Here is a 22,367-nt window from a genome sequence, read left to right on the forward strand (position 1 = left end):
TTACTCACTCAGGAATGGCGTGTCCGCGATCTTTGCTTTTTTCGACTGGCCCCGGACCGTCACGCCGACGACCGTGCCGGCGTCGGCGTACTCGGTCGGGACGTAGCCCAGCGCGATGGGCTCGTTCAGCGTCGGGCTCATCGTGCCGCTGGTCACCTCGCCGATGACCTCGCCGTCGGCGTCGGTCACCTCGTAGCCGTGGCGCGGGACGCCGCGGTCCACCAGCTTGATGCCGACGAACTCCTCGTCGACCCCCTCGGCGTCGACGCCTTCGAGCGCGTCCCGGCCGACGAACTCGGTGTCGAGCTTCACGGTCCAGCCGACGCCCGCCTCGTAGGGGTTGCGGGGGTTCTCCTCGGCGTCGAAGTCCTGGCCCGACAGCAGGAACCCCATCTCCGTGCGGAGGGTGTCGCGCGCGCCGAGGCCGCAGGGCTGGCAGTCGAACAGGTCCCAGACCGCCCGGGCCCGGTCGACGGGGACGATCAGTTCGAAGCCGTCCTCGCCGGTGTACCCGGTCCGCGCGGTCCAGCAGTCGGCGCCCGCGAACTCCGCGTACGCCCCCTCGAACTTCGCGAGGTCGGTCACGTCGTCGTCGGTCGCCGCGTCCACGAGGGCCGGCGCGTCGGGGCCCTGGACCGCGTACATCGCGTACTCCTCGGTGGCGTTCTCGACGTCGGCGTCGAGGTCCCACTCGTCGCGGTGGTCGATCCACCGCCGGTACATCTGGTCGTCGTGGCCCGCGTTGGGGACGAAGAGGAACTCGGCGTCCCGGCCCTCGGGGAGCCGGTAGACCACGGTGTCGTCCAGAATCGTGCCCGCCTCGTCGACGATCATCGAGTAGTGGGAGTCCCCGCGGCCGAGCTCGGTCACGTCGTTGGTCGTGAGCCGCTGCAGCAGGTCGGCGGCGTCGGGCCCGCCGACCTCGATCTGGCCCATGTGGGACACGTCGAAGACGCCCGCCTCCTCCCGGACCGCGGCGTGCTCGGCCTTGATGGAGTCGAACTCGACGGGCATGTCCCACCCGCCGAACTCGGTGAACGTCGCTCCCGCGGCGGCGTGGACGTCGCGCAGTGGCGGCTTCCGAAGGCTCATGCGAGGTGAGTTAGACGCCCGGCACGTAATGTCTTTGTCTTCCGGATACCCATTCGGTCCGTTCGGCGCCTCACGCCGGTTCGACGACGATCTGGCCGTCCCGGAGCTTGTACACCAGCCGGTCGCCCTCCTCGACCTCGACGCCGTCCTCGGCGAACTCCTCGCGGACCGCCTTGATCAGGCTGATTCGCCACCGCTGGGTCACCGTCGTCGTGCCGAGTATCTTCTCCTCGGAGTCGTCGGAGCTCATCTACGGTCGTCTTGACTATCGGTGTTCTTAGGGACTCTTAGCTATTTCGACTATATCGACTAGAGCGCTCGTTTCCGGCAGTGTTTCAGGAATACGGCCGATTCGGTGACGATACGATGGCTCGATAGTCCGGAACCGGGGAATCACCTGCTTCTGTCCCGGCTAACTCGGAGAACTGCGGCCAGCGCACAGCTAATTTTCACACCCTCCACCGACACAGTTAACAAGGAGGGCTACGAGTGACTAAATAGTCGATAATGACGGAGGCGACTGAGTGGACGACGGACCGGCTCCGGTCGCGGCTCGAGGGAACCGGCGCGCAGGCGGCGCTGGTCGCCGCGGCGCGTCCGCCGCCGCGGCCGCCCGACGTCGTGACGGTCGCGCCGGGCGTCGTCGCGGTGTCGGGGCCCGCGGAGCGACGCGCGCCGCTGTACGTGACCGCCGGCCCGACGAGCGAGCGGTCCGTCCAGCGGTACCGAGTCCCGGACGCCGGCGTCGCGGCGGACCGCGTCGCCGAACTGCTGGTCGCCGACGACCGCCGTGCGGTGTGGCTCCGCGGCCGCGACCAGCTCCGCTCGTGGTGGAGCGAGGCGGTCACCGACCTGCTCGAACGCCGCCTCGCGGCCGCCGTCCGTCGGGCGGACGCGCGGCTGGTCGTCTGGACTCACGAGGTTCCGACCCGCGACACCGACGAGTCGGCCTCCGGAGACGGTGCGGCGGTCGGGGACCGCTACGACGTCGTGCTCGCCCCGTGACGCGCCAGCAGGTCCGCGGCCGCGACGCCGACGTCGGTGCTGTCGCAGGCCGGGCACTGGACCGCCAGCGAGCACTCGCCCGTCGGCGGGCGGACGTCGGCGGCGTCGGCGTCTTCGGCGTCGGCGTCTTCGGCGGACGGCGAGTCGTCGGGGTCGCCCGCGGACGCCGCACCGCGGCGGGGTCCCGACGAAACGTCGGAGTCCCGGTCGGCGTCCGGGGCGGACACCGCGAGCGCGAACTGGACGAGCAGGACGAACGTACCGGTGTGACCGCAGTTGTGGCAGTGAGTCATGGGTGTCGGACCGGCAGGTGCGTTCGGCGCGCCGGTCGGCCCGAACTGGTGCGGAATCGCATTTGAACCTTCGCAGCGATCGGTCGACCCCCGGGAGCGATGGCTCGGGCCGGTCGTGTCCGCGGAGCCCGGCGCAGCGGGAGGTCCCGCCCTCAGTCGTCGTCGGCCTGCCGGGGCTCGAGCGGGGTCTCCAGCCCGTAGTCCGCGGCGCGCGACCGCCAGAACTCCTCGTAGCCCTCCTCGCCCGCCCGGTCGGTGACCGTGCTCTCGCCCGACTGCACCCGGTCGAGCTTGAGGTCGATCTCCTCGATCAGCCGGCGGCCCACGTCGTCGCTGACGGTGCCGTTGCGCATCGCGTCCATCAGGGCGCTCTTCTCCTGCTTGAGCACGCGGCGCTCGCCGACGAGCAGCTCCTCCCGGCGGAGCGCGGGGTTGCTCTCCAGGAGCTGGGAGATGGCCTCGTTCAGGTCGCGCTTCTCGCGCTCGTACTCCCCGCGGAAGTCGTCGTACACCGCCCCGGAGAGGTCGCCGGCGGCGTGGAGCCGCTCGGCCGATTCGAGCGCGGCGTCGACCGCGCGGGCCCGCCCGACCAGCAGTTCGTACAGCTCCTCGGCCTCCGACCGGGTCACGATGTCGAGGGAGTTCATCACCCGGCCCATCGTGAGCCCCTGGACCACGAGGCTGAACGCCGCGACGCCGAACACCATCGCCCGGAGCTCGTCGCGGAGCGGGAAGTTCGGCGGCAGCCCGAGCACCAGCGCGATGGGGATCGAGCCGTGGAGCCCGCCCCACACCATGATGTGCTGGTAGTCGACCGGGACGGGCCGAGTGACGAACTGGTTGACCAGGTTCGTCAGGGGGTAGACCACCGCCGCGCGCGCGAGGACGACCAGCGGGACGGCCAGCAGGATGAGCCTGCCGTGGGCCAGCATCTGGTTGATGGGCGTCTTCGCGCCGATGAGCAGGAAGATGAGCGTGTTGACCAGGAACGCCGCGGTCTCCCACGTGTTGAACACCGAGATCTTGGTCTGGGCGCTCATCGCGCGCTCGGCGCCCCGGTTACCGATGAGCAGCCCCGCGGTGACGGTCGCGATGACACCGCTGAAGTAGAAGCCGCCGACCGCGTCGCTCAGGGTGTGTTCGGCGAGCAGGAAGCTGCCGTACGCCAGCACCAGCGTCAGCACGATCTCGGTCATGTGCTCGTCGAGGCGGTACATGACCTGGTACACCGCGAGGCCGGCCACCAGGCCCACGACCGCGCCGCCGACGCTGGCGACCAGGACGTCGGTCGAGGCCGAGACGATGACGTCGGGCGTCACGAGCTGGGCGAGGTCGGTGCCGGCCTCGGTCGACCGCAGGACGAGGGTGTACAGCGTCGTGAAGATGACGACGCCCACGCCGTCGTTGACGAGGCTCTCGCCCTCGACCAGCACCGAGAGCCGCTCGGGGGCGCCGAGTTCCTCGAACAGCGCCAGCACCGAGACGGGGTCGGTGGGCAGGATCATCGCCGCGAACAGCAGCGCGACGAGCAGCGGGAAGCCGAAGGCGTAGTGGCCGACGACGCCCAGCAGGAGGATGGCCGCTATCAGCCCCGCGACCGCGAGGGTGAGGATGTGCGAGAAGTTCGTCCGGAAGTGCTCGAGGTCGGTGGTCGCCGCCCCCTCGAACAGCAGCGGCGGGAGGAAGACCAGCAGGATGAGGTCGTGGGACAGTTCGATGTCGATGGCGACGCCGAGGACCGAGACGGCGAGCCCCGCGAGCAGCAGCGCGATCGTGTAGGGGAACCGGCCGATCTTCGCGACGAAGACGCCGACGCCCGCCGCGATGACGAACACCGACAGCAGGTCGATGAGCTCCGCGGCGATGCCAGTCTCTGCGACCATGCCCGGAGGTAAGTCGCCGGCGTCATTAAACGTCCGTGGCCCTCCGGGCGACCGGACCGGCGCGGGTCCGAAAAGCGGGGTCCGAGCGAGGTCCGCGGTCGATTACTGGTACTCGGTGATGGTCAGGTCGTAGCTGCCCGACCCGCTGTAGGAGTCGACGTCGATCTGCAGCGCCGTCGACGTGTCGGGGCTGTCGATGGTGATGGACTCCTGGCTGTCCGTGCTGATCGACCGGTAGTCGTAGTTGCTCGGGGACGCCGCGGTCGTCGTGCCCTCGTTGACGTAGAGGTCGAAGTCCGCGTCGCTCGGCCCGTCGAGCTCCACCACGACCTGGCTCGGCGAGCTGTACTCCCACGACCACGAGTAGTCGTCGTAGTCGGCCGAGCCGGACAGCGAGTCGCTGACGGTCTGGGAGGTCGAGCCGCCGTCACCGCCGCCTCCGCCGCTGCCGGGCTGGGTGGTGACCGCGTTGTAGGCGTTGACCTGGCCCGCGCCCTGCTTGTCCGACGAGAGCCCGATGTCCTTCGCGGTGCTCTTGAGGTGGCTCCGCAGCTCCGAGTTGGTGAGGTCCCACTTCGCGAGCGTCAGGCCGGCCACGCCCGAGGTGACCGGCGTCGCCATCGAGGTGCCCGACAGCTTCTCGTAGGAGCCGCGGGCCTCGGTCGTGGTCGAGAGCACGTCGACGCCGGGCGCGCAGAGCTCGACGCTGCTGCCGTACTGGGAGAACGACGCGAGCTGCTCGTCGCTGTCCACCGCCGAGACCGCGACGCACTCGCTGTAGGCCGCGGGGTACGAGACGCCGCTCGTGCCGTCGTTGCCGGCGGCCGCGATCACGAGCGCGCCGTTGTCGGTCGCGTACGAGACCGCGTTCTTCATCGTGGAGGTGTACCCGCCGCCGCCGAGGCTCAGGTTGATGACGTCCGCGCCCCGGTCGGCCGCCCACTCGACGGCGTCGGCGATGTCGGACGTCGACCCGCTGCCGCTCTCGTCGAGCGCCCGGCCGTTGATGAGCGTGGAGTTGCCCTGGCCCGCGACGCCGGTGCCGTTGTCGACCACGGCCGCCGCACATCCCGAGACGTGGGTCGCGTGGTACTCGTCGCTGGGCGCGTCCGGGGCGGGGTCGGAGTCGTCGTCCGCGAAGTCCTTCCCGGGGTCAGAGGCGTAGTTGGCCCGGAGGTCGGGGTGGTCGTACTGGGCGCCGGTGTCGACCACGGCGATGGTGACCCCGCTGTCGCCGAACGTGGTGTCCCACGCCCGGTCGGACTCGACCTGCTGGGGCGCGTACTGGTCGCCGAACCTGGGGTCGTTCGGGGTTGCGAACGCGGTGTGGGTCGCGTTCGGCTCGGCGTACTTGATGCCGTCGCGCTGGGTGATGGCGTCGATGAAGTTCTGCTTGGCCTTCTCGGGGGCCCGGCTCGGGAACTCCACCGCGGCGTACCGGAGGTTGTCGTTGGTGTGGACGACCTCCGCGTTGCCGGGCAGGTGGCCGGCGACCGTCGCCTCGACGTCGCCGTGGCCCGCGGAGACGCCCACGAGGATCTCGTCCTTCTTCGGGCCCGGCTCGCGGCCGGGAGTCGCGGCCGCGACGCCGCCGACCGCCGCGGCGGCGCCGACCGCACCCGTCGCCTTGAGGAAGTCGCGTCGACCGAATCGGTTGGGGGTTTCGTCTGACATGCTGCGTCGTGATACAAACGACCGTAGTTATTTATTCTTTTTCCATACTGAAATAAACTGTTTATTTAGTTTAATTAGCTACTCAATTAGTGGTGTGGCGAGCGGGCCGGGCGAACCGCCGGGCGAGGGCCGGCTCTGCGCCGGCGGGAACGACCGGCCGGGGCGGACCGCCACCGCTATGGTCCGAGGTCGGCTACCGGCGGGTATGCAACCGCTGCGCTCGCTCCTCGACGGGGCGACGACGGTCGCGCTGTTCGTGGACGGGCCCAACGTGCTGCGCGAGGAGTTCGACGTGGACCTCGACGACGTCCGGGCGGCGGCCGAGGAGCTCGGCCAGCTCTCGGTGGCGCGGCTCTACCTCGACGAGCACGCCACGCCCGGGCTCATCCAGGCCGCCGAGGCCAGGGGCTTCGAGGTGACGGTCACCAGCGGCGACGTGGACGTGAAGCTCGCGGTCGACGCGACCGAGTTCGCGCTGACCGAGGGGCTCGACGTGCTGGCGGTCGCCTCGCGGGACACCGACTTCAAGCCCGTGCTGGAGAAGGCGGCCCGGAACGGCGTCCGGACCGTCGCCATCGCGCCGGGCGAGCACGGCCGGTCGGACGCGCTCCGGAACGCGGCCCACGACACCGTGGTCCTGGAGGAGTGAGCGTGTCGGACGGAGAAGGGACGAACTGGCCCTCGATTCGTCCGGGCTACTCGCCGGGACCGCCGGCGTCGCCCAGCGTCGCCACCGCGACCCGGTGGTCGTCCCCGTCGAGCCGCAGGACCACCGAGTCCGCGATGGCGTCGGCGACCGCCTCGCGCCACGCCTCGACCGCCGCGACGTGGCGCTCGCGGTGGCGCTCGACCGTGAACTCGGCGTCGGGGTCCGCGCGGAGCGCGTCCTCGGTGTCGTCCGGGGTCGGGTAGGCGGGCACCGCGCCCTCGTCGACGAACCGCGCCGGCGGGACGTGGACCGCGCCGGTCTCGGGGTCGCGGTCGTCGCCCTCGCGGGCCGCCGCGCCCGGCCCCGGGTCGTGGAGCCTGGCCCGCATCCGGCCCGAGAACGGCGGAGTCGCCCGCAGGACGGGCCGGCGGTCGCTCCGCCGCCGGGCCTCGTAGGCGGTCACCACGTCGCCGGTCGTGACCGCGAGCGACCGGACGTCCCGGGGGTCGGTGCTCATGTGGTGGCGTGCGGGCCGGAGCCACTTGGCGTTCGCGCTCCGGCGCCGCGCTACGGAGCCGAGCCGCGCCGGAGCACGGACCGATTCACAGCCGTTTTCTCCCCGCACACCCAACGGACGGCCATGAGCGAGGACCTCGGCACGCCGGTGCTCGACGACCACCTCCACCTCGACCCCGACCACGGCCGGGGCATCGAGGCGGTCAAGGACTTCGCCCGGAGCGGCGGCACCCACCTGCTCGTGGTCAACAAGCCCTCGTGGCTGCTCGGGGTCGAACCCGAGACCGGCGAGGAGTTCCGCCCCGTCTTCGAGACCACCATCGACGTCGTCTCGCGCGCCGACGAGGTACTGGACGGCCGGGCGTGGCCCGTGCTCGGGGTCCACCCCGGTCTGGTCTCGAAGCTGGTCGACGACCGCGGGTACGCCCCCGAGGAGGCCCGCGACCTGATGCAGGCGGGGCTCGACCTCGCGGCCGAGTACGTCGACGCGGGCGAGGTGGTCGCGCTCAAGACCGGCCGGCCCCACTACGACACCACTGACGCGGTGTGGGAGGCGTCGAACGCGGTGCTGCGCCACGGGCTGGCGCTGGGCGCCGAACGCGGTTGTGCGGTCCAGCTCCACACCGAGGCCAGCGAGGACCTGACCGAGATCGCCGAGTGGGCCGAGGACGCCGGGCTCGACCCCCTGAAGGTGGTCAAGCACTACGCCGCCGGAGAGCTGGCCGGGCCGACCCCGAGCGTGATGAGCGAGAAGGACCGGCTGGAGCGGGCGGCCGAGCGCGGCGAGCCGTTCCTGATGGAGACCGACTTCGTCGACGACCCCGACCGGCCCGGCGCGGTGATGGGCCCCAAGACGGTGCCGCGACGTGTCAGGTGGATGCGGGAGGAGGGGTACGACGACGCGGTCCGGACCGCCCACGTGGAGACGCCGAAGCGGGTGTACGGCCTCGATACGGAAGAAACGTGGGACCGGTAGCGCAGCCCAAGCAGAAAGGCATATGAAGCGGGCAACACTCGGAAAGGATATGAGCGCGCCTCCGGAGGAATTCTACTCCGACGAACGCTGGCAGAACTGGCTCGACCGCATCCGGGAGGAGGAGATCGACCCGGAGGACGAGGACTCGGCCCGACTGCTCCTCAACCTCCAGGACGACGTCGCCATCGCCGTCGCCAAGATCGTCACCGCCTACGACGACGGGCAGGTCGAGGAGGAGGAGGCGCTCGAGGAGCTCGCCGACATCCGCGAGGTCGTGCTCGACGAGGTCGAGTTCGACAACGACGAGAAGGCGATGCTCATCGACGGCGTCCAGACCAGCCTGGTCTGCGTCTTCTACGCGGCCGAGCAGTACGTCGCCGACGGACCCGCCGAGGAGGGCAGCGTCGAGGAGTACGTCGTGGAGGCCGGCCGGGCCGAGGAGGGCGAGGACCTCGACTCGGCGCTCGGCCTGGTCGCGGCGGCCGGGACGCGCATCATCGACGGCGAGGAGCTCGACATGACGGTCACCGAGGACATCGAGTACGGCCTCGTCACCGAGTGGGTCAACGGGCTCGACAGCCTCCAGAGCGCCATGAGCGACCCCGAGGTCGTCGAAGAGGAAGACGAGGCCGACGAGTAGCCGCTCGCAGCGCTATTTTTATCTGTCCGCCCTGAAAGGAAGCGGGTAGTGCGACTGCGAACCGACGACCGCGGCGTGACGGTCCAGGTCGGGACGGTGCTGCTGTTCGCGGTGGTGGTCGTCCTGCTGTCGACCTACCAGGCCTCGGTCGTCCCCCAGCAGAACGAGCAGGTGGAGTTCGACCACAACCAGCGGGTCCAGGGCCAGCTCCAGGACCTCCGGGACGAGCTCCTCCGGACCGCCGCCACGGGCAGCGGCGGGTCGTCGTCGGTCGCGCTCGGGACCCGGTACCCCGTCCGGGCCGTCTTCGTCAACCCGGCGCCGCCGTCGGGGACGCTGTCGACCACGTCGGCGGCGGACATCGTCGTGAAGAACGCGAAGGCGACCGGCGAGACCGGTGACTACTGGACCGGCGACGACAGAACCTTCGCGACGAAGGGCCTGACCTACGAGCCGAACTACCACGTCTACCAGAACCCGCCGACGACCGTCTACCGGAACAGCGTGCTCTACAACCGGTTCGAGAACGGTGCGCGGCTGACCGTCGCGGGTCAACAAGTAGTCGAGGGTGACAGCATCACGTTGGTCACGCTTGACGGCAGCCTCTCGAAGTCGAGCAGCGGAACCGCGAGTGTGAACGTCGAGGCGGTCAGCACCGCCACCCGGACGATCACCGTCCGGAACGAGAATCCCGGCGAGTCGGTGACGGTGGTCGTTCCGACCGTGCTGAGCGCCGGCAAGTGGGAGCAACTGCTCGCGGACGAACTCGACCCGGACTCGAACGACCCCGAACGGTACGTCTCCGCGGTGGAGAACGCCGGGGCGGGCGCCGTCAGAATCGCGTTCGAGCCCGGCACCTACGAGTTGCGACTGGCCAAGGTCGGAGTCGGAACGGGTGTTCCCGACGTCGACGCACACTACGTCACCGACGTGCGAGGGGACGGGACCAGCGTTCCGACAGGCGGCACCCAGAAGGTCGTGGTGGAGGTGCGGGACCGGTACAACAATCCCGTCGCGGGCGCGACGGTGGAGCCGATCGGCGTCTCGGCAGGGTCGGTGTCGCCCGCAGCGGTCGAGACGGACTCCGACGGGCGAGCGACGTTCGTCTACCACGCCCCCGCTGACGCGGGCACGGAGACGGTGACCCTCGCCATCAGTGACAGTCCGGTCCCCCGAGAGAAGGCCACGGTCGAGATCGACATCGAGGGAGGCGCAGACGGCGGTGGGACCGACGATCGGGACGACGGCGCTTACTGGACGCGCTGGGAGAACGAGACCATCCGCGCCCAGCCCGGCATGACCTGCTACGCGAACGACACCTGTCGGTACGACCTCGCGTACGGCAACTCGGTAACGCTGACCGCGAACACGACCCCGGTCGCGGACGGCGCGACGGTCGCGTTCAGCGTGAACGACACGGACACGGGGCAGTTCGCCGTCGACCGGGCGAGGACCGCAAGCGACGGGCGCGTCGAAGTGGACCTCGACCAACTCAGCCCCGGAAACGTCACGGTCTACGCCTCTAGCGGCGGGACCGGGGACAGGTTGGCGATCGAGACGTACGACTCCGGCGGAGGTCCGTCGAACACCCTCGCGTACAACGACGACGGAGAGGCCGTCGATTCACCGGAGGACAGCGACAGCACCGAGTCCTCGCTCACGTTCAGCGTCAGCAACGAGTACGATCAGGACGTGACGATAACTGACGTCACGGTCGATCCGCAGAACGGCTTTATTAACCGACTGAGCGACCCGTCGACCGACGAAGGCAAGTGGCACAGCGAACTGTACGTCGAGGCCGACGTCCGGAACGGCGGAACCGACATCCCGGGCGGAACCGACCTCCCGACGACTATCGACGTCGACGCGGACGGCCACTCCGGCGCCAGCGTCGAACCGGTGGCGTCGAGCAACTCGGACGCCACGATATACCTCTACAAGTTCCGGAGGGAGAACGGTGGCGGCGTCAGCGACGTGGCCATGAACGACAGGAGGGTCGAAATCACCCTCCGGTACGAACTCGCCGACGGCACCACCGATTCGGTGACGTTCACCGTCGATCCGTCGTGACGCCACAGTTCGACGTTCGTCGAATCCCTTATCGACAAAATCTTATAGCCGGTCGCCGGAGCTAGGGACATGACAGCCGTCGGTATCGACGCAGTCGAAATCTGGACGGGGAAACTGAAGCTCGACCTCCCGGGGACGTTCGCGCCGGAGAAGGGCGAGGACCCCGAGAAGTACACCAAGGGGCTGGGGCTGCACGCGAGTTCGTTCCCGGACGCCCACGAGGACATCGTGACGATGGGCGCCAACGCCGCCAAGCGCCTGATGGACCGCAAGGGGCTGACCCCCGACGACATCGGCCGCATCGACGTGGCGACCGAGTCGGCGTTCGACAACTCCAAGCCGGTGTCGACGTACATCGCGGGCTGCCTCGAGCAGGTGTACGACGGCGACTTCCACCACGCCAACAAGGGCGAGCGCAAGTTCGCCTGCATCGCCGGCACGCAGAGCCTCGACGACGCCTACAACTGGATCAAGGCCGGGCGCAACCGCGGTCGGGCGGCGCTCGTGGTGGCGACCGACACCGCGCTCTACGAGCGGGGCGACCCCGGCGAGGCGACCCAGGGCGCGGGCGCGGTGGCGATGCTCATCGACGAGGACCCCGACCTCGTGGAGCTGTCGACCGACCAGGGGTACGGCAGCGCCGACGAGACCGACTTCCTCAAGCCCAACCAGCAGTTCCCGAGCGTCGACGGCAAGCGCTCGATGCAGGTGTACCTCGCCCGGATGCGCGAGGCGCTGGAGGACTACGAGTCGGTCGCCGGGGCCTCCCACCCCGAGGACTTCGCGTACATCCCGTTCCACACGCCGTTCCCCGGCATGGTCCGGCGGGCCGCGCTGCTGGCCTACCGCCACATGATCCGGGACACGCCCATCGAGGAGGAGCTGGCCGAGGAGATCGGCTTCCAGCCCCGCGAGGAGGAGTACGACGACCGCGAGGCCTACGAGGAGGCCATCCGCGACCACATGGACGACCTGAAGGCGACCGAGGCGTACCGCGAGTGGTACGCCGACACGGTCGAGCCGACCCTCTCGATCTCCCGGGAGGTCGGCAACTGGTACACCGGGTCGGTCCACATCGCCCGCGCCGCCGCGCTCAAGGGGGCCGCAGAGGAGGGCCTCGACCTCGCGGGCGAGAAGCTCGGCGTCGGCTCGTACGGCTCGGGCGCCCAGGCCGAGGTCCACGCCGAGACGGTCGCCGACGGCTGGCGCGAGGAGATCGAGCAGCTCACCATCGACGAGCAGAACGAGCGGCGCTACGACCTCTCGTTCGCGGAGTACGAGGACGTCCACGACCGCCACAACCACGACAAGACCGTCGAGATGGAGGAGTTCACGGTCCCCGACGGCGAGTTCGTGTTCACCGGCCGCGGCCGGATGAACGAGCGGCTCTACGACTACGTCGAGTAGCGGGTTCGGGCGTTCCCGTTTCGGTTCTGCGTCGATTCCCGGTTCTTCTGCCTCCTTGCTGTTTATTCCTGTCAGAGATGAGTTCGTCGGTGTCGGCGGACAGAGGACTGTCGCGAGAGCTAGCGACTCCCGTCACCGATGAATTACCGCACCGCGACAGCCTCACGCCTCCCCAGCCTCGGCGGCCGCATCGACGCGCCCGCCTCCCTCGCACGCTTGGCGGACCACGAGGGTCCGCCGTGGGAGCTTCGCTCCCACGAGCCTGCACTCGTTCTGCTCGTACAGACGCCAGCGCGCGCCGGAGCACAGAGACCACGTCTCCCCTCCCTCCAGTTCTCCCCGATACTGCGGTCCAAGCCGGCCGAGTCCTTATAAACGAGCGCCCCCGAGTACCGGGGCATGAGCGACGTTGGCACGGAGGGCGCGAGCGAGCCGACCGGCGGCGGAGGCCCGGCCGAACTCGAATCCCAGAAGGCGGTCGAGTCTGAGCCTGACGAGACGAGAGCCGCCGACTCCGGAACCGAGACCGAGGCGCCCGACCCGGAGGTCGAGTCCGCCGCGCCCAGCGACGCCTTCGAGGCGCTGGGCAACGAGGTCCGGATGGCGGTCCTGCGGGCGCTCGTCGACCCCGAGAGGGACGACGAAGGCGGCGAGGGCGGCGCCGTGCGGACCATGACCTTCTCGGAGCTGTTCGAGGCGAGCCCGGCCGACACCACCGCGGGGTTCGCCTACCACCTCCGGCAGCTCACCGGGCTCTTCCTGGAGAAGACCGGCGAGGAGGGCGACGAGTACGGGCTGACCTACGCCGGTCGCCGGGTCGCCCGCGCCATCGCCGCCGGGACCTACACCGACCGGGTGTCGTTCGGCCCGGTGCCGACCGGCGACGCCTGTCCGCTCTGCGCGTCCGGGGACCTCGCGGCGGTCTGCGAGGCCAACTACGTCACGGTCGCCTGCGGGGACTGCGACCGCGCGGTCCTGACCCTGCCGTTCCCGCCCGGCGCGCGCCGGGACCGCGACCCCGAGCGCCTGCTGGCGGCCTTCGACCGCCACCACCGCCACCGGCTCTCGGTGATGTCCGACGGGCACTGCCCCGAGTGCGCCGCCACGATGGACGCCGCGCTGGCGTCGCCGCCCGACTCGGTGACCGAGCGCCTGCCCGACAGCGAGGCCCGGCGGGCGCAGGTCCGCCTCGACTGCGCGCAGTGCGGCTGTCGCCTCCACGCGCCGGTGACCCTCGCGGTGCTCGAACACCCGGCCGTCGTGGCGTTCTTCCACGACCGCGGGCTGAACGTCCGGGACCGCCCGATCTGGAACGTCGGCCCGGAGTGGGCCGAGACCGTCGTCTCCGACGATCCGTGGTGCGTCCGGGTGAGCGTCGAACTCGACGACGAGGTGCTGGAGCTGTTCGTCGCCGCGGACTGCTCGGTCGCCGCGACGCGGCGGCGGTCCGTCGAGGAGGTCCGGCAGGCGTCGTAGCTGTCGATCGAGGACACCTTTTCCGCGTTAGAGCGCCGAGCGACGCCGCCGCGAGATGGAACAGACCGTCGCGGCCGTCACTAATAAACCAATTATCGCAATATAAAATTCCGGCGAGGCCGTTCACGGACTGCGTAGTGCAGTCTCCGTTCGCGGGCGTGTCCGGCGGTCTAACTGAGCTCACGACGCTCGTGACCGGGCGATACGGGTGACCTGTCGACGTGTCGAACCCGAGAACGCCGGTACTCCGACGCGCGACGGCCTGTCGGGCGTTCGACGCTGGAGAAGGGAGTGGGACGGGCCGACCGAAGCCCGGGGCTCGGACTACTCGTCGGTTCCGGGCGACTCCTCGTCCGATTCGAGGAACCCGTGGTACGGGCAGACGTGCTCGTCCCGGATGATCTGCTCGTCGACGATGTCGAGTCCGAGCTCGTCGAGCTCCTCGGCGATCCGGTTGAGCTCGTCGTGGCTCCGGCCGATGGCGTTCACGTACACGTTTCGCTTGCCGGTCATGATCTCGCGGACGGCCGTGACGCCGTGTACCTCCCGGGCCCGGTCCGCGAGCTCGTCCCGCTCGGTGACCGGTGCGGTGCAGATGATCTTGGTGTAGAGGGGATAGCCCGCCAGGTCGTAGTCGATGTCGAGGTGGTAGCCCCGGATGATGCCCTCCTCCTCGAGTTTGTTGATCCGCGTTCGGACGGTGCTCGGCGACAGGTCCAGCTTCTCCGCGATGTCGTTCGAGGACGTCCCCCGGGCGTCCTGCTGGAGGTAGTAGAGGATGGACTTGTCGACCGAGTCGAGTACGCCGTCTCTCATCTGGCGAGCGGTTCGGCGCCCGGTGTAATATGGCTCCTGATTTCGCCACGGCCCGGCGGACCGGCTGGCTCCGTGCCTGATCTCCCCCGGGCGTGACGGCACGGGCCACCGGGACCGTCGGGCGACCCTGCAAGTCGGAGAGAGACGGCAGGCCGTCGTCCCCGGACAGGAACCGGACGTTCAGAAGACGAAAACGCGTTAGAAGTCCCTAATTTTGACGATACGTCATTAGAAACCACTAGTTTATGGTGTTCCGTCGGTTACGTCGGAGTACACGCCCGCACCGGGCACCACTCACCATGTCCACGATCATCGACGGAATCTCGACTGCGAAGCAGAACCGTCCCGCGAAGGAGGAATCGCTCCATGCGGAGGCCCAACCCCACGTCTACGCCCTCAGTGGCGACCGGCCGGGAGCGCCGAGAGCCCGGCGTCCCCGGTCGACCGGCGATTCGCTCGGTTTCGCAGGCGAAACGCAGGTGCCGGCGGTCGACGCGGAGGCGCCCGCATGAAGGAACTGGAACGGGACCTCGGACTCCCGTCGGTCCTCGCCATCAGCATCGGCGCGATGGTCGGCAGCGGCATCTTCATCCTGCCCGCCCTCGCGCTCGAGATCGCCGGCCCCGCCGTCATCGTGGCGTACCTGATCGCCGGGCTGCTCGTGGTGCCGGCAGCGCTCTCGAAGTCCGAGATGGCGACCGCCATGCCGGAGGCCGGCGGGACGTACATCTACATCGAGCGCGGGATGGGGCCGCTGCTCGGCACCGTCGCCGGCGTCGGGACGTGGTTCTCGCTGTCGTTCAAGGGCGCGCTCGCGCTCGTCGGCGGCGTCCCCTACCTGCTGCTCCTGTTCGACCTCCCGCTGAAGCCGGTCGCGCTGGGGCTCGCTGCAGTGCTCATCCTGGTGAACCTCGTCGGGGCGAAGCAGACCGGGCGACTCCAGCTCGCCATCGTCGTCGTCATGCTGGCGGCGCTGGGCTGGTTCGCGGCCGGGAGCGCGCCCGGCGTCCGGTCGGCCAACTACGTCGGCTTCTTCGACGCGGGTATCGGCGGGCTCCTGGCCGCGACCGGGCTGGTGTTCGTCTCGTACGCCGGCGTCACGAAGGTCGCCAGCGTCGCCGAGGAGGTCGAGGACCCCGGTCGGAACATCCCCCTCGGCATCCTGGGATCGCTGGCGTTCACGACCGCGCTGTACGTGGCGATCGTCGCGGTGCTGGTCGGGATAACCGACCCCGGGAGCGTCGCCGGCTCGCTGACGCCGGTGGCCGTCGCGGCCGAGGTGACGCTCGGCCAGGCCGGCGTCGTCGCCGTCATCGCCGCGGCGCTCCTCGCGCTCGTCTCGACGGCCAACGCCGGCATCCTCTCCTCGTCGCGCTACCCCTTCGCGATGAGCCGGGACAGGCTGGCCCCGCCGTCGCTCTCGGCGATCAGCGATCGGTTCGGCACGCCCGCGGCCTCGATCACGCTCACGGGCGCGGTGCTGCTGGTGCTCATCGCGTTCGTCCCGATCCTCGAGATCGCGAAGCTCGCCAGCGCCTTCCAGATCATGGTGTTCGCGCTGATCAACGTGGCCGTCGTCGCCTTCCGAGAGGGGGACGCGGCGTACGACCCCGAGTTCACCTCGCCGCTGTACCCCTGGGTGCAGGTGTTCGGCGTCGTCACCGGGGCGGTGCTCCTCACCCAGATGGGGACCGTGGCGCTCGCGGGCACCGCCCTCATCACGGTCGGCAGCGTCGCCTGGTACCTCCTCTACGTCCGCCCGCGCGTCAGCCGGGAGGGCGCAGCGACCGACGCCATCCGGCGCCGGGTCGGCCGGAACGCGCTCACGGACGTCGAGTCCGCCATGGCCGAGGACACCCGCGAGGTCCTCGTCGCGCTCACGAAGAACGTCGACGAGGACCGCGAGCGCTCGCTCGTGGCGATGGCCGCCGACCTCGTCCGCGAAGACGACGGTCGCGTGGTCGCCGTCCGGTTCGAGGAGATCCCCGACCAGGCGCCGCTCACCGAGGACGCGACCGTCCAGTCGGCGTCCGACATCTCGTTCGAGACCCGGACGGAGGCGCTCTCGGCGGAGCTCGGCGTCGAGGTCGAGGCCGACGAGATCGTCAGCCACGACACGAAGCACGCCGTCGTCAACTTCGCCGAGCACCGCGGCGTGGACGCCGTCGTCGCCGAGCACGAACCCCTCCGGCTCCGGTCGCGGCTCCTCGGCGACCCGATCGACTGGATCGTCCGGCACGCGCCGTGCGACGTGCTCCTGGTGGACAACCTCGGCTACGACCGGCCGGAGCGCATCGTCCTCTCCGCGGACAGCGGCCCGTATCCGCCCGCGGCGGTGACCGTCGCCGAGACGATCGCCGCGGCGAACGACGGCGCGGTCTCGCTCTGGCACCCCGGGGACCGGCGGGGGACCGACCGACGCCGGGACGCGATGGACGCGTACCACGCCGAGCTGTCAGAACTGCTCTCGGTCCCGGCCCGCAGCGAGTCGGTCCGGACCGATGGCGGACGGCAGTCCCGTCCCGACCTGCTGGTGCGCCGGGGCGCCGACGGCGGGCTCCGGCACGCGCTGTTCGACGACCGGCCGGTGGTCCCGAGCCCCGGCTGCACGACGGTCACGGTCTACCCCCACGAGTCGCGCCGGCCGTCGTTCGCGCGCCGGCTCCTCGAACGGGCGACGTTCTGACGGGAGCGGCGGTAGCCCCGCGGCGGTCCTGCGGCGGTCCTGCGGCGGCGGTCTCGCAGCGGCGGTCCCGCGGCACGTCGTCTCTCTCCTGCGTCGGGTCTCCCGCGAGTCGCCCTATCGCGGATGGTCCATCTCGGGCTTCAGGACGCCTGCGGATTCCCTTCCTCGTCCAGGAGGCCGAGCGCGTCGAGCGCGCTCCGGCGCTCGTCGGTCGGAAGAACCCGGTAGCCCTCGCCGACCGCGACCGTCGCGACCGCCACGTCCGCGGGCGAGAACGACGCGTCGTCGGGGGCCGCCAGCGCCGCCAGCGCGAGGTCGACGCCGGCGTCGAGGTCGGCGTCCGCGGCGTACTCGGCTTCGAGGAACTCCCGGATGTCGGCGCTGTCGCGGCCGACCGCGGCGGCGCGCCACGCCGAGGGCGTCCCCGAGGGATCGGTCTCGTAGAGCGCGGGCTCGCCGTCGGTGACCCCGCCGACGAGCAGCGCGGTCCCGAACGGCCGGGCGCCGCCGGACTGCGTGTACTCCTGGACGCGGTCGGCGACCGCCTTCGCGAGCGGCTCGACGCCCATCGGCTCGTCGTAGGTCAGCCGGTCGCGCTGGGCGGTCTCGCGGGCGAACTCCACGAGCTTCCGGGCGTCGGCCGCGTTGCCGGCCGAGGCGACCCCGAGGTGGTGGTCGACCTGGTGGAGCTTCTCGACGCTCTCGGGGTCCATCAGCGGCGAGCGCACCCGGCGGCGGGCCGCGAGGACGACGCCGGCGTCGGTCCGGACCCCGACGCTGGCGCTGCCGCGCTCGACCGCCTCGCGGGCGTACTCGACCTGGTAGAGCCGGCCGTCGGGCGAGAAGATGCTGGTGCCGCGGTCGTACGCCTGCTGGTCACCCTGCATCAGGCGCCCTCCTCGGAGTCGGTGGCGGTGTCCGGACGAGTCGACGCCTCGTCGTAGAGTTCGGCGGGGTCGTCGTAGGCGTCGATGGTCACCCCGTCCGCGGTGACGACCGCCGCGGTGACGCCGTTGCCCGAGGCGGTGTCGCGCTCGATGGCGCTCTCGACCGCCCGGGCCGCGGCGGCGGTCGCTCCGTCCACGTCGAGGCCGGGCCGGAACTCGCCTTCGAGGACGCCCAGGGCGAACTGCGTCCCGCTGCCCTTCGCGGCGTACGGGGCCTCCATGACCGCGCCGCCGCCGTCGAGGTCGTAGACGTGGGGACCCGCGTCGTCCACGCCGCCGAGGACCGGCCGGACCAGCCGGTACGGGCCGTTCCGGAGCAGGTTGCCCGCGAAGGTGGCGAAGGCGCCGACGCTCGGCGGGTCGCCCCGCCGGAGCGCGTACTGGTCGGCGTGCGACCGGAGCCGCCGGGTGTAGTCCTGGATGCCGCCGACCGCGCCGGAGAGCGCGACCGCGGCGGTCGGGTGGACCCGCTCGACCTTCTGGGTGTCCTTGCTCGTGACGAACCGACCGCCGGCGCTGGCGCGCCTGTCGGCCATCACGACGACCGCGTCCGCGGCCGTGACGGCGACGGTGGTCGTCCCGGTCTTCGTGAGCTCCGGGTCTGCGTCGGCCGACGAACGGGGGTCCCCGCTCGCGCCGACCGTCGGTCGGGGGTTGACGTCTTGCATCGGACTCCGGTAGGGGCCGGTCCCCGAAAAATATTAGCTAAAATATATTTTAGCCGGGCGCGTGGACCGAACGTCTGACGCCGACCCGCGGTTGCCGGACCGGCCGAGAGACGACAGTGGCGACGGCGTTCAGGGGAAGTCCCGGAGCTCCCGGAGCACGTCGTCCATCGGCTCGTCGGTGATGGCCAGCGAGAACCCCTCGAGCCGGGCCATCTTGGGCGCGTGCTCCCAGAGGTCATCGCGGTCGAGCCCGTGGAGGACCACCGCGTTCGGCGTGGGGTTGACCACGCGCATCGCGACCAGCGCCGACTCCCCGCGGGTGACGTTGGTGAACATCAGCGCGCGGCTGGTGCTCTGGCCGTAGAGCCGGTAGAACTCCTCGCTGGAGAGCCGGGTGATGGCCTGGATGCTGTCGATGACGGTGTGGCCGGTGACGTGGTCCTGGTCGCCGGACGCCAGCTCGGTCGCGCCGACCGCGTCGTAGAACCGGTCGAGGTGGACCGTGGTGGGGTACTCCCGGAGGTCGTTGACGATGTCGCTCTCGAAGCCGGCCGAGAGCACCCGGGCGTACTGGCGGATGCGGTCGCCGCCCCGGCGCTCGTCGATGTCGAGCAGCGCGGTCACGACCCGAGCCACGACGCCGATGCCCGGGCTCGCCCGGCGGCCGCTCTCGTAGTCGCTCACGACCGACGACGAGACGTCGAGCTGGTCGGCCAGGTCGGTCTGGGAGACGCCGAAGTCGGTCCGCCACTTCCGGAGGGTCGCGCCGGGGTCGTCGCTGAGCGTTATCTCGCCCGCGATGCGCTCGGCGAGGTCCTCGCGGGGGTCGGTTGGCTCTGTCATGGTCCGGAGTGCGCCGGTCGAGAGGAAAAACGTGTCGAAGTTCGGGTTCGACGCGCGACGAACGCACCGGGACACTGATAGTGGGGCGCGTTCACGGCTATCACGATGCCATCGACGGTCGTTCACGTCGCGCTCGCCGGCCTCATCGGGACGGCCCTGCTCGCCGAACACTTCGACGGGAAGGCGGTGGCGGTGGTGATGGCGGCCGTCGCGCTCGTGGACTTCGACGTGTTCCTTGGGTTCTGGATCGAGGGCGCCCACCGCGCGGCGTTCCACACGCTGCTGCTGCCCGCGCTCGGCGGCGCCCTGCTCTGGGCAGACCTCCGGGGCCGCGGACTGCCGCGGGTGCAGTCCCGGCTCGGCTCAGGGGCGGAGTCGCCCGCGCTCGCGCTGGTGAGCGACCGGTCGCTCGTGCGCGCGCGGTGGGGCGCCCGCGGGGTCCGGGTCGCGTGGGTCGCCCTCGTCGCGGTCGCGTTCGCGGGCATCGGCCTCGACGCGTTCTTCAACGGCGCGAACCTGCTCTACCCGGTCCACGACCGGTTCTACACCTTCTCGGGCAAGATCTTCTACTCGACGAAGGACGGGTTCGTCCAGACGCTCGTCCGCGTCGACCTCCAGTCGCTGGCCGACGCCGTCCTCCCGAGCGACCCCGCGCCGGGCGGGGCCGAGGCGGGCGGTTCGGGCGCAGGCGGCGGGTCCGGCGGAGCGGGCGGGTCGGGAGGCGGTTCCGGCGGCGGCTCGAAGCCCGTCCGCACCACGGAGAACACCCACTACAGCACCGGTATCGACCCGGAGAAGGGCGCCGAAGAGGGGTCGGTCGAGCGGCTGTTCCCGATCGCGTACAGCGGCGAGCGCGCCCTGCTCGCACTGACCGGCTACACCGTCGTCGGGCTCCGGGTCTGGATGGAGCGCCGCCGGGCGTGAGCCGACCGCCCGGTCCCGGGTCGGGGCGGGCGTCCGCCCCGCGGTCCGGCCGAGCCCCGCCCGGACTCGCAACCGCTAACACTCCCGTGGGCCAAGTCCCGGCCATGACCGACGACGTCACGATCCGACCGTACGACCCCGACCGGGACCCCCGCGACCTCTGGGAACTCAAGCGCGGCTTCGAGCTCGGCTTGGGGTCGGGCACCGGGGGCGACGAGAAGCGGGCGGTCTACGAGGAGAAGCTCACGGAGGCGTACGGCGAGCGGTACCTCGACTGGGTGTTCTGGTGCGCGAAGCACGACGACCGGTGCGTGACCGTGGCCGAGATCGAGACCTCGGGCGACGAGGAGTCCGCCGGCGAGGAAGAGTCCACGGACGGGGAGGAGTCCGCCGACCAGCCGGCGCTCGCGGGCTACGTCTTCGTCCTCCCCCAGCAGCTGGCGATGATCTGGGACGCCGCGGTGCTCAACGAGCTCTACGTCCGGCCCGAGTACCGCGGCACCGGCGTCGCCGACGACCTGATGGACGCCGCGGTCGCGGTCGCCGCGGAGCAGGACCTCCCGCTCGACCGCCTCGTGCTCGACGTCGACCGGGAGAACGACCGCGCGCGGGCCTTCTACGAGCGCCACGGCTTCGAGCACTGGGGCGAGATGGTGGCCCGGAAGCTGGAGTAGACCGGTCGCGGAACGGGCCTACTCCTCGGTCTCCTCGATCGGGTTCCCGCACTCGGCGCACAGATTCGACTGCCACGAGACGGTCTTGACGACCTCGCGTCGCTCCCCGCAGTGGTCGCACCACGCCTCCATCGAGAGGGAGGTCGGCGCCGGGCTCCTTAGTGGGGAACGAACGTTCCGCACGGTTCGACGTTCAAGCCGACAATCGGACGCGGTAATCGACCGCCAGCGTCGAGTAATCCACCGACCGCGGCGCGTAATCGCCGGTCGGCGACTCGTAAACGGTTCGGCTCCGGGAGTCGTCGTCCGGTTTCGCCAGCTAAGGCGGCGTTGGAATCGGGGCGACGACACCGAGAACCGGCGCGGCGACCGTAAGGGAGGAATTCAGTTCCGGAACGGCGACGAACGGTCCGGAACGCGAACCGACCGGACGGATCACTCGACCAGCGCCGCGGCCGCGCCGCCGACCGCGCCGAGCGCCACCGGGTAGACCGCGCCGGCGAGCAGAATCGCGGTCACCGGGTCGGCCGAGACGGTCGCCTGCGTGTCGCCGATGGCGTGGGTCGCGGCGAACGCGGCGGCCGCCGACAGCGGGAGGTAGCCGACGACCAGCGTCGCCCCCGCCGCGGCGCCCGCGGTCGGGCCGCCGGAGCGACCCCGCGCCGCGAGGAAACCGGCGGCGAGCAGCACGAGCACGGGGAGCGCGAGCAGGGCGACCGACCCGCCCTCGCCGGTCGCGAAGTTCGCGGTCCGGGTCCCGCCCGCGACGGTCGGGACGCGCGTGGCGACGAAGTGGGCGTTTAGGAACAGCCAGGTCACGCCCTTCCAGGCCGGGACGGCGTCGCCGCCCAGCAACTGGGAGACCACGCCGACGCCCCGCAGCGCCTCCGCGACCGCCTCGGCCTTCCACACGTACGCGACCAGGTAACCGAGCAGCCACGCCGCGACGCCCGTGACGGCGCCCCGGGCGAGCGCCCCGCGACCGATTCGGGAGTCGCTCGCGAGTGCTGGTTCGTCTGCCGTGGACATGGTCGGGGGCACCGACCGGCGCGTCGAGTATCTTTTGGCCCGCGGCGGTCGCGGAGCGAACCGACAAGGGGTCGAGCGAGCGCCTCGTTCGCGGGATTC

Annotated in this window: 21 protein-coding genes; 10 read left to right on the top strand and 11 right to left on the bottom strand. The window is 70.7% G+C overall.

All coding sequences use genetic code 11. The annotated features are described in order from the left end of the window. The gene (gene gcvT, locus ACQUQF_RS02235) at positions 1-1,092 is read right to left on the bottom strand and encodes a glycine cleavage system aminomethyltransferase GcvT (RefSeq protein ID WP_435175294.1); all 1,092 of its coding nucleotides are present in this window, start codon (positions 1,090-1,092) and stop codon (positions 1-3) included. A gap of 70 nt (positions 1,093-1,162) precedes the next feature. After that, positions 1,163-1,342, bottom strand: a complete 180-nt coding sequence (locus ACQUQF_RS02240) for a hypothetical protein (RefSeq protein WP_435175296.1) — start codon at positions 1,340-1,342, stop codon at positions 1,163-1,165. A 257-nt stretch (positions 1,343-1,599) separates the two neighbouring features. Here ACQUQF_RS02240 and ACQUQF_RS02245 point away from each other — a divergent pair, with 257 nt between their 5' ends. Then, on the top strand, positions 1,600-2,097 hold the full coding sequence (locus ACQUQF_RS02245) for a hypothetical protein (protein WP_435175298.1): 498 nt from the start codon (positions 1,600-1,602) through the stop codon (positions 2,095-2,097). On the opposite strand, the gene ACQUQF_RS02250 is transcribed toward ACQUQF_RS02245, so the two are convergent. From ACQUQF_RS02250 to ACQUQF_RS02260, 3 genes are all read right to left on the bottom strand, one after another. Beyond that, positions 2,073-2,390 (bottom strand): hypothetical protein, encoded by a 318-nt coding sequence (locus tag ACQUQF_RS02250; protein WP_435175299.1) that lies wholly within the window; start codon positions 2,388-2,390, stop codon positions 2,073-2,075. The two genes, ACQUQF_RS02245 and ACQUQF_RS02250, sit on opposite strands and share 25 nt — an antisense overlap. Positions 2,391-2,542: 152 nt before the next feature. Continuing rightward, positions 2,543-4,273 carry a cation:proton antiporter gene (locus ACQUQF_RS02255; RefSeq protein ID WP_435175301.1) on the bottom strand — a complete coding sequence of 577 codons (1,731 nt, stop codon included), beginning with the start codon at positions 4,271-4,273 and terminating at the stop codon, positions 2,543-2,545. Between the two features lie 102 nt (positions 4,274-4,375). After that, positions 4,376-5,947 (bottom strand): S8 family serine peptidase, encoded by a 1,572-nt coding sequence (locus ACQUQF_RS02260; protein ID WP_435175303.1) that lies wholly within the window; start codon positions 5,945-5,947, stop codon positions 4,376-4,378. A 205-nt stretch (positions 5,948-6,152) separates the two neighbouring features. Here ACQUQF_RS02260 and ACQUQF_RS02265 point away from each other — a divergent pair, with 205 nt between their 5' ends. After that, positions 6,153-6,596: an NYN domain-containing protein gene (locus ACQUQF_RS02265; protein ID WP_435175305.1), complete on the top strand. Its 444-nt coding sequence runs from the start codon at positions 6,153-6,155 to the stop codon at positions 6,594-6,596. A 46-nt stretch (positions 6,597-6,642) separates the two neighbouring features. On the opposite strand, the gene ACQUQF_RS02270 is transcribed toward ACQUQF_RS02265, so the two are convergent. After that, positions 6,643-7,113: a hypothetical protein gene (locus ACQUQF_RS02270; RefSeq protein ID WP_435175307.1), complete on the bottom strand. Its 471-nt coding sequence runs from the start codon at positions 7,111-7,113 to the stop codon at positions 6,643-6,645. 123 nt (positions 7,114-7,236) lie between these two features. Between ACQUQF_RS02270 and ACQUQF_RS02275 the strand changes: the two genes are divergently transcribed. The 5 genes from ACQUQF_RS02275 to ACQUQF_RS02295 all read left to right on the top strand — a co-directional run bounded on the left by ACQUQF_RS02275 (position 7,237) and on the right by ACQUQF_RS02295 (position 13,681). Then, positions 7,237-8,088, top strand: coding sequence for a TatD family hydrolase (locus tag ACQUQF_RS02275; RefSeq protein ID WP_435175309.1), 852 nt, complete (start codon positions 7,237-7,239; stop codon positions 8,086-8,088). A 49-nt stretch (positions 8,089-8,137) separates the two neighbouring features. Beyond that, on the top strand, positions 8,138-8,728 hold the full coding sequence (locus tag ACQUQF_RS02280) for a DUF2150 family protein (RefSeq protein WP_435175311.1): 591 nt from the start codon (positions 8,138-8,140) through the stop codon (positions 8,726-8,728). Positions 8,729-8,776: 48 nt separating this feature from the next. Continuing rightward, on the top strand, positions 8,777-10,798 hold the full coding sequence (locus ACQUQF_RS02285; protein WP_435175313.1) for an Ig-like domain-containing protein: 2,022 nt from the start codon (positions 8,777-8,779) through the stop codon (positions 10,796-10,798). Positions 10,799-10,867: 69 nt separating this feature from the next. Then, a complete protein-coding gene (gene hmgB / locus ACQUQF_RS02290) occupies positions 10,868-12,205 on the top strand; it encodes a hydroxymethylglutaryl-CoA synthase (RefSeq protein ID WP_435175315.1) in 1,338 nt (445 codons plus the stop codon). 399 nt (positions 12,206-12,604) lie between these two features. Further along, positions 12,605-13,681 carry a DUF7351 domain-containing protein gene (locus ACQUQF_RS02295; RefSeq protein WP_435175317.1) on the top strand — a complete coding sequence of 359 codons (1,077 nt, stop codon included), beginning with the start codon at positions 12,605-12,607 and terminating at the stop codon, positions 13,679-13,681. A gap of 324 nt (positions 13,682-14,005) precedes the next feature. Here the strand turns inward: ACQUQF_RS02295 and ACQUQF_RS02300 are convergent, their stop codons facing one another. Next, positions 14,006-14,497: an Lrp/AsnC family transcriptional regulator gene (locus ACQUQF_RS02300; RefSeq protein WP_435175319.1), complete on the bottom strand. Its 492-nt coding sequence runs from the start codon at positions 14,495-14,497 to the stop codon at positions 14,006-14,008. A 508-nt stretch (positions 14,498-15,005) separates the two neighbouring features. Between ACQUQF_RS02300 and ACQUQF_RS02305 the strand changes: the two genes are divergently transcribed. Continuing rightward, positions 15,006-17,183 carry an amino acid permease gene (locus tag ACQUQF_RS02305; RefSeq protein WP_435175321.1) on the top strand — a complete coding sequence of 726 codons (2,178 nt, stop codon included), beginning with the start codon at positions 15,006-15,008 and terminating at the stop codon, positions 17,181-17,183. A gap of 140 nt (positions 17,184-17,323) precedes the next feature. On the opposite strand, the gene psmA is transcribed toward ACQUQF_RS02305, so the two are convergent. From psmA to ACQUQF_RS02320, 3 genes are all read right to left on the bottom strand, one after another. Continuing rightward, positions 17,324-18,070, bottom strand: coding sequence for an archaeal proteasome endopeptidase complex subunit alpha (gene psmA, locus ACQUQF_RS02310; RefSeq protein ID WP_435175322.1), 747 nt, complete (start codon positions 18,068-18,070; stop codon positions 17,324-17,326). Beyond that, positions 18,070-18,798: a proteasome subunit beta gene (locus ACQUQF_RS02315; RefSeq protein WP_435175324.1), complete on the bottom strand. Its 729-nt coding sequence runs from the start codon at positions 18,796-18,798 to the stop codon at positions 18,070-18,072. The genes psmA and ACQUQF_RS02315 overlap by 1 nt, the downstream gene beginning before the upstream one ends. Positions 18,799-18,927: 129 nt before the next feature. After that, on the bottom strand, positions 18,928-19,641 hold the full coding sequence (locus ACQUQF_RS02320; RefSeq protein WP_435175326.1) for a helix-turn-helix domain-containing protein: 714 nt from the start codon (positions 19,639-19,641) through the stop codon (positions 18,928-18,930). 105 nt (positions 19,642-19,746) lie between these two features. On the opposite strand from ACQUQF_RS02320, the gene ACQUQF_RS02325 reads away from it, so the two are divergent. Then, entirely contained in the window at positions 19,747-20,565 is an 819-nt protein-coding gene (locus ACQUQF_RS02325) for a metal-dependent hydrolase (RefSeq protein ID WP_435175328.1), read from the top strand. A gap of 104 nt (positions 20,566-20,669) precedes the next feature. Then, positions 20,670-21,239, top strand: a complete 570-nt coding sequence (locus ACQUQF_RS02330) for a GNAT family N-acetyltransferase (RefSeq protein ID WP_435175330.1) — start codon at positions 20,670-20,672, stop codon at positions 21,237-21,239. A 435-nt stretch (positions 21,240-21,674) separates the two neighbouring features. Here ACQUQF_RS02330 and ACQUQF_RS02335 read toward each other — a convergent pair whose 3' ends face one another. Beyond that, on the bottom strand, positions 21,675-22,268 hold the full coding sequence (locus ACQUQF_RS02335; protein ID WP_435175331.1) for a transporter: 594 nt from the start codon (positions 22,266-22,268) through the stop codon (positions 21,675-21,677). Positions 22,269-22,367 lie beyond the last annotated feature (99 nt).

Source organism: Halorussus sp. AFM4 (genome assembly GCF_051194995.1).
Taxonomy (GTDB): Archaea; Halobacteriota; Halobacteria; order Halobacteriales; family Haladaptataceae; genus Halorussus.

Coding starts and splice junctions, on each gene's coding strand:
- gcvT (WP_435175294.1), bottom strand. CDS start 1,092: ATGAGCCTTCGGAAGCCGCCACTGCGCGACGTCCACGCCGCCGCGGGA.
- ACQUQF_RS02240 (WP_435175296.1), bottom strand. CDS start 1,342: ATGAGCTCCGACGACTCCGAGGAGAAGATACTCGGCACGACGACGGTG.
- ACQUQF_RS02245 (WP_435175298.1), top strand. CDS start 1,600: ATGACGGAGGCGACTGAGTGGACGACGGACCGGCTCCGGTCGCGGCTC.
- ACQUQF_RS02250 (WP_435175299.1), bottom strand. CDS start 2,390: ATGACTCACTGCCACAACTGCGGTCACACCGGTACGTTCGTCCTGCTC.
- ACQUQF_RS02255 (WP_435175301.1), bottom strand. CDS start 4,273: ATGGTCGCAGAGACTGGCATCGCCGCGGAGCTCATCGACCTGCTGTCG.
- ACQUQF_RS02260 (WP_435175303.1), bottom strand. CDS start 5,947: ATGTCAGACGAAACCCCCAACCGATTCGGTCGACGCGACTTCCTCAAG.
- ACQUQF_RS02265 (WP_435175305.1), top strand. CDS start 6,153: ATGCAACCGCTGCGCTCGCTCCTCGACGGGGCGACGACGGTCGCGCTG.
- ACQUQF_RS02270 (WP_435175307.1), bottom strand. CDS start 7,113: ATGAGCACCGACCCCCGGGACGTCCGGTCGCTCGCGGTCACGACCGGC.
- ACQUQF_RS02275 (WP_435175309.1), top strand. CDS start 7,237: ATGAGCGAGGACCTCGGCACGCCGGTGCTCGACGACCACCTCCACCTC.
- ACQUQF_RS02280 (WP_435175311.1), top strand. CDS start 8,138: ATGAGCGCGCCTCCGGAGGAATTCTACTCCGACGAACGCTGGCAGAAC.
- hmgB (WP_435175315.1), top strand. CDS start 10,868: ATGACAGCCGTCGGTATCGACGCAGTCGAAATCTGGACGGGGAAACTG.
- ACQUQF_RS02295 (WP_435175317.1), top strand. CDS start 12,605: ATGAGCGACGTTGGCACGGAGGGCGCGAGCGAGCCGACCGGCGGCGGA.
- ACQUQF_RS02300 (WP_435175319.1), bottom strand. CDS start 14,497: ATGAGAGACGGCGTACTCGACTCGGTCGACAAGTCCATCCTCTACTAC.
- ACQUQF_RS02305 (WP_435175321.1), top strand. CDS start 15,006: ATGAAGGAACTGGAACGGGACCTCGGACTCCCGTCGGTCCTCGCCATC.
- psmA (WP_435175322.1), bottom strand. CDS start 18,070: ATGCAGGGTGACCAGCAGGCGTACGACCGCGGCACCAGCATCTTCTCG.
- ACQUQF_RS02315 (WP_435175324.1), bottom strand. CDS start 18,798: ATGCAAGACGTCAACCCCCGACCGACGGTCGGCGCGAGCGGGGACCCC.
- ACQUQF_RS02320 (WP_435175326.1), bottom strand. CDS start 19,641: ATGACAGAGCCAACCGACCCCCGCGAGGACCTCGCCGAGCGCATCGCG.
- ACQUQF_RS02325 (WP_435175328.1), top strand. CDS start 19,747: ATGCCATCGACGGTCGTTCACGTCGCGCTCGCCGGCCTCATCGGGACG.
- ACQUQF_RS02330 (WP_435175330.1), top strand. CDS start 20,670: ATGACCGACGACGTCACGATCCGACCGTACGACCCCGACCGGGACCCC.
- ACQUQF_RS02335 (WP_435175331.1), bottom strand. CDS start 22,268: ATGTCCACGGCAGACGAACCAGCACTCGCGAGCGACTCCCGAATCGGT.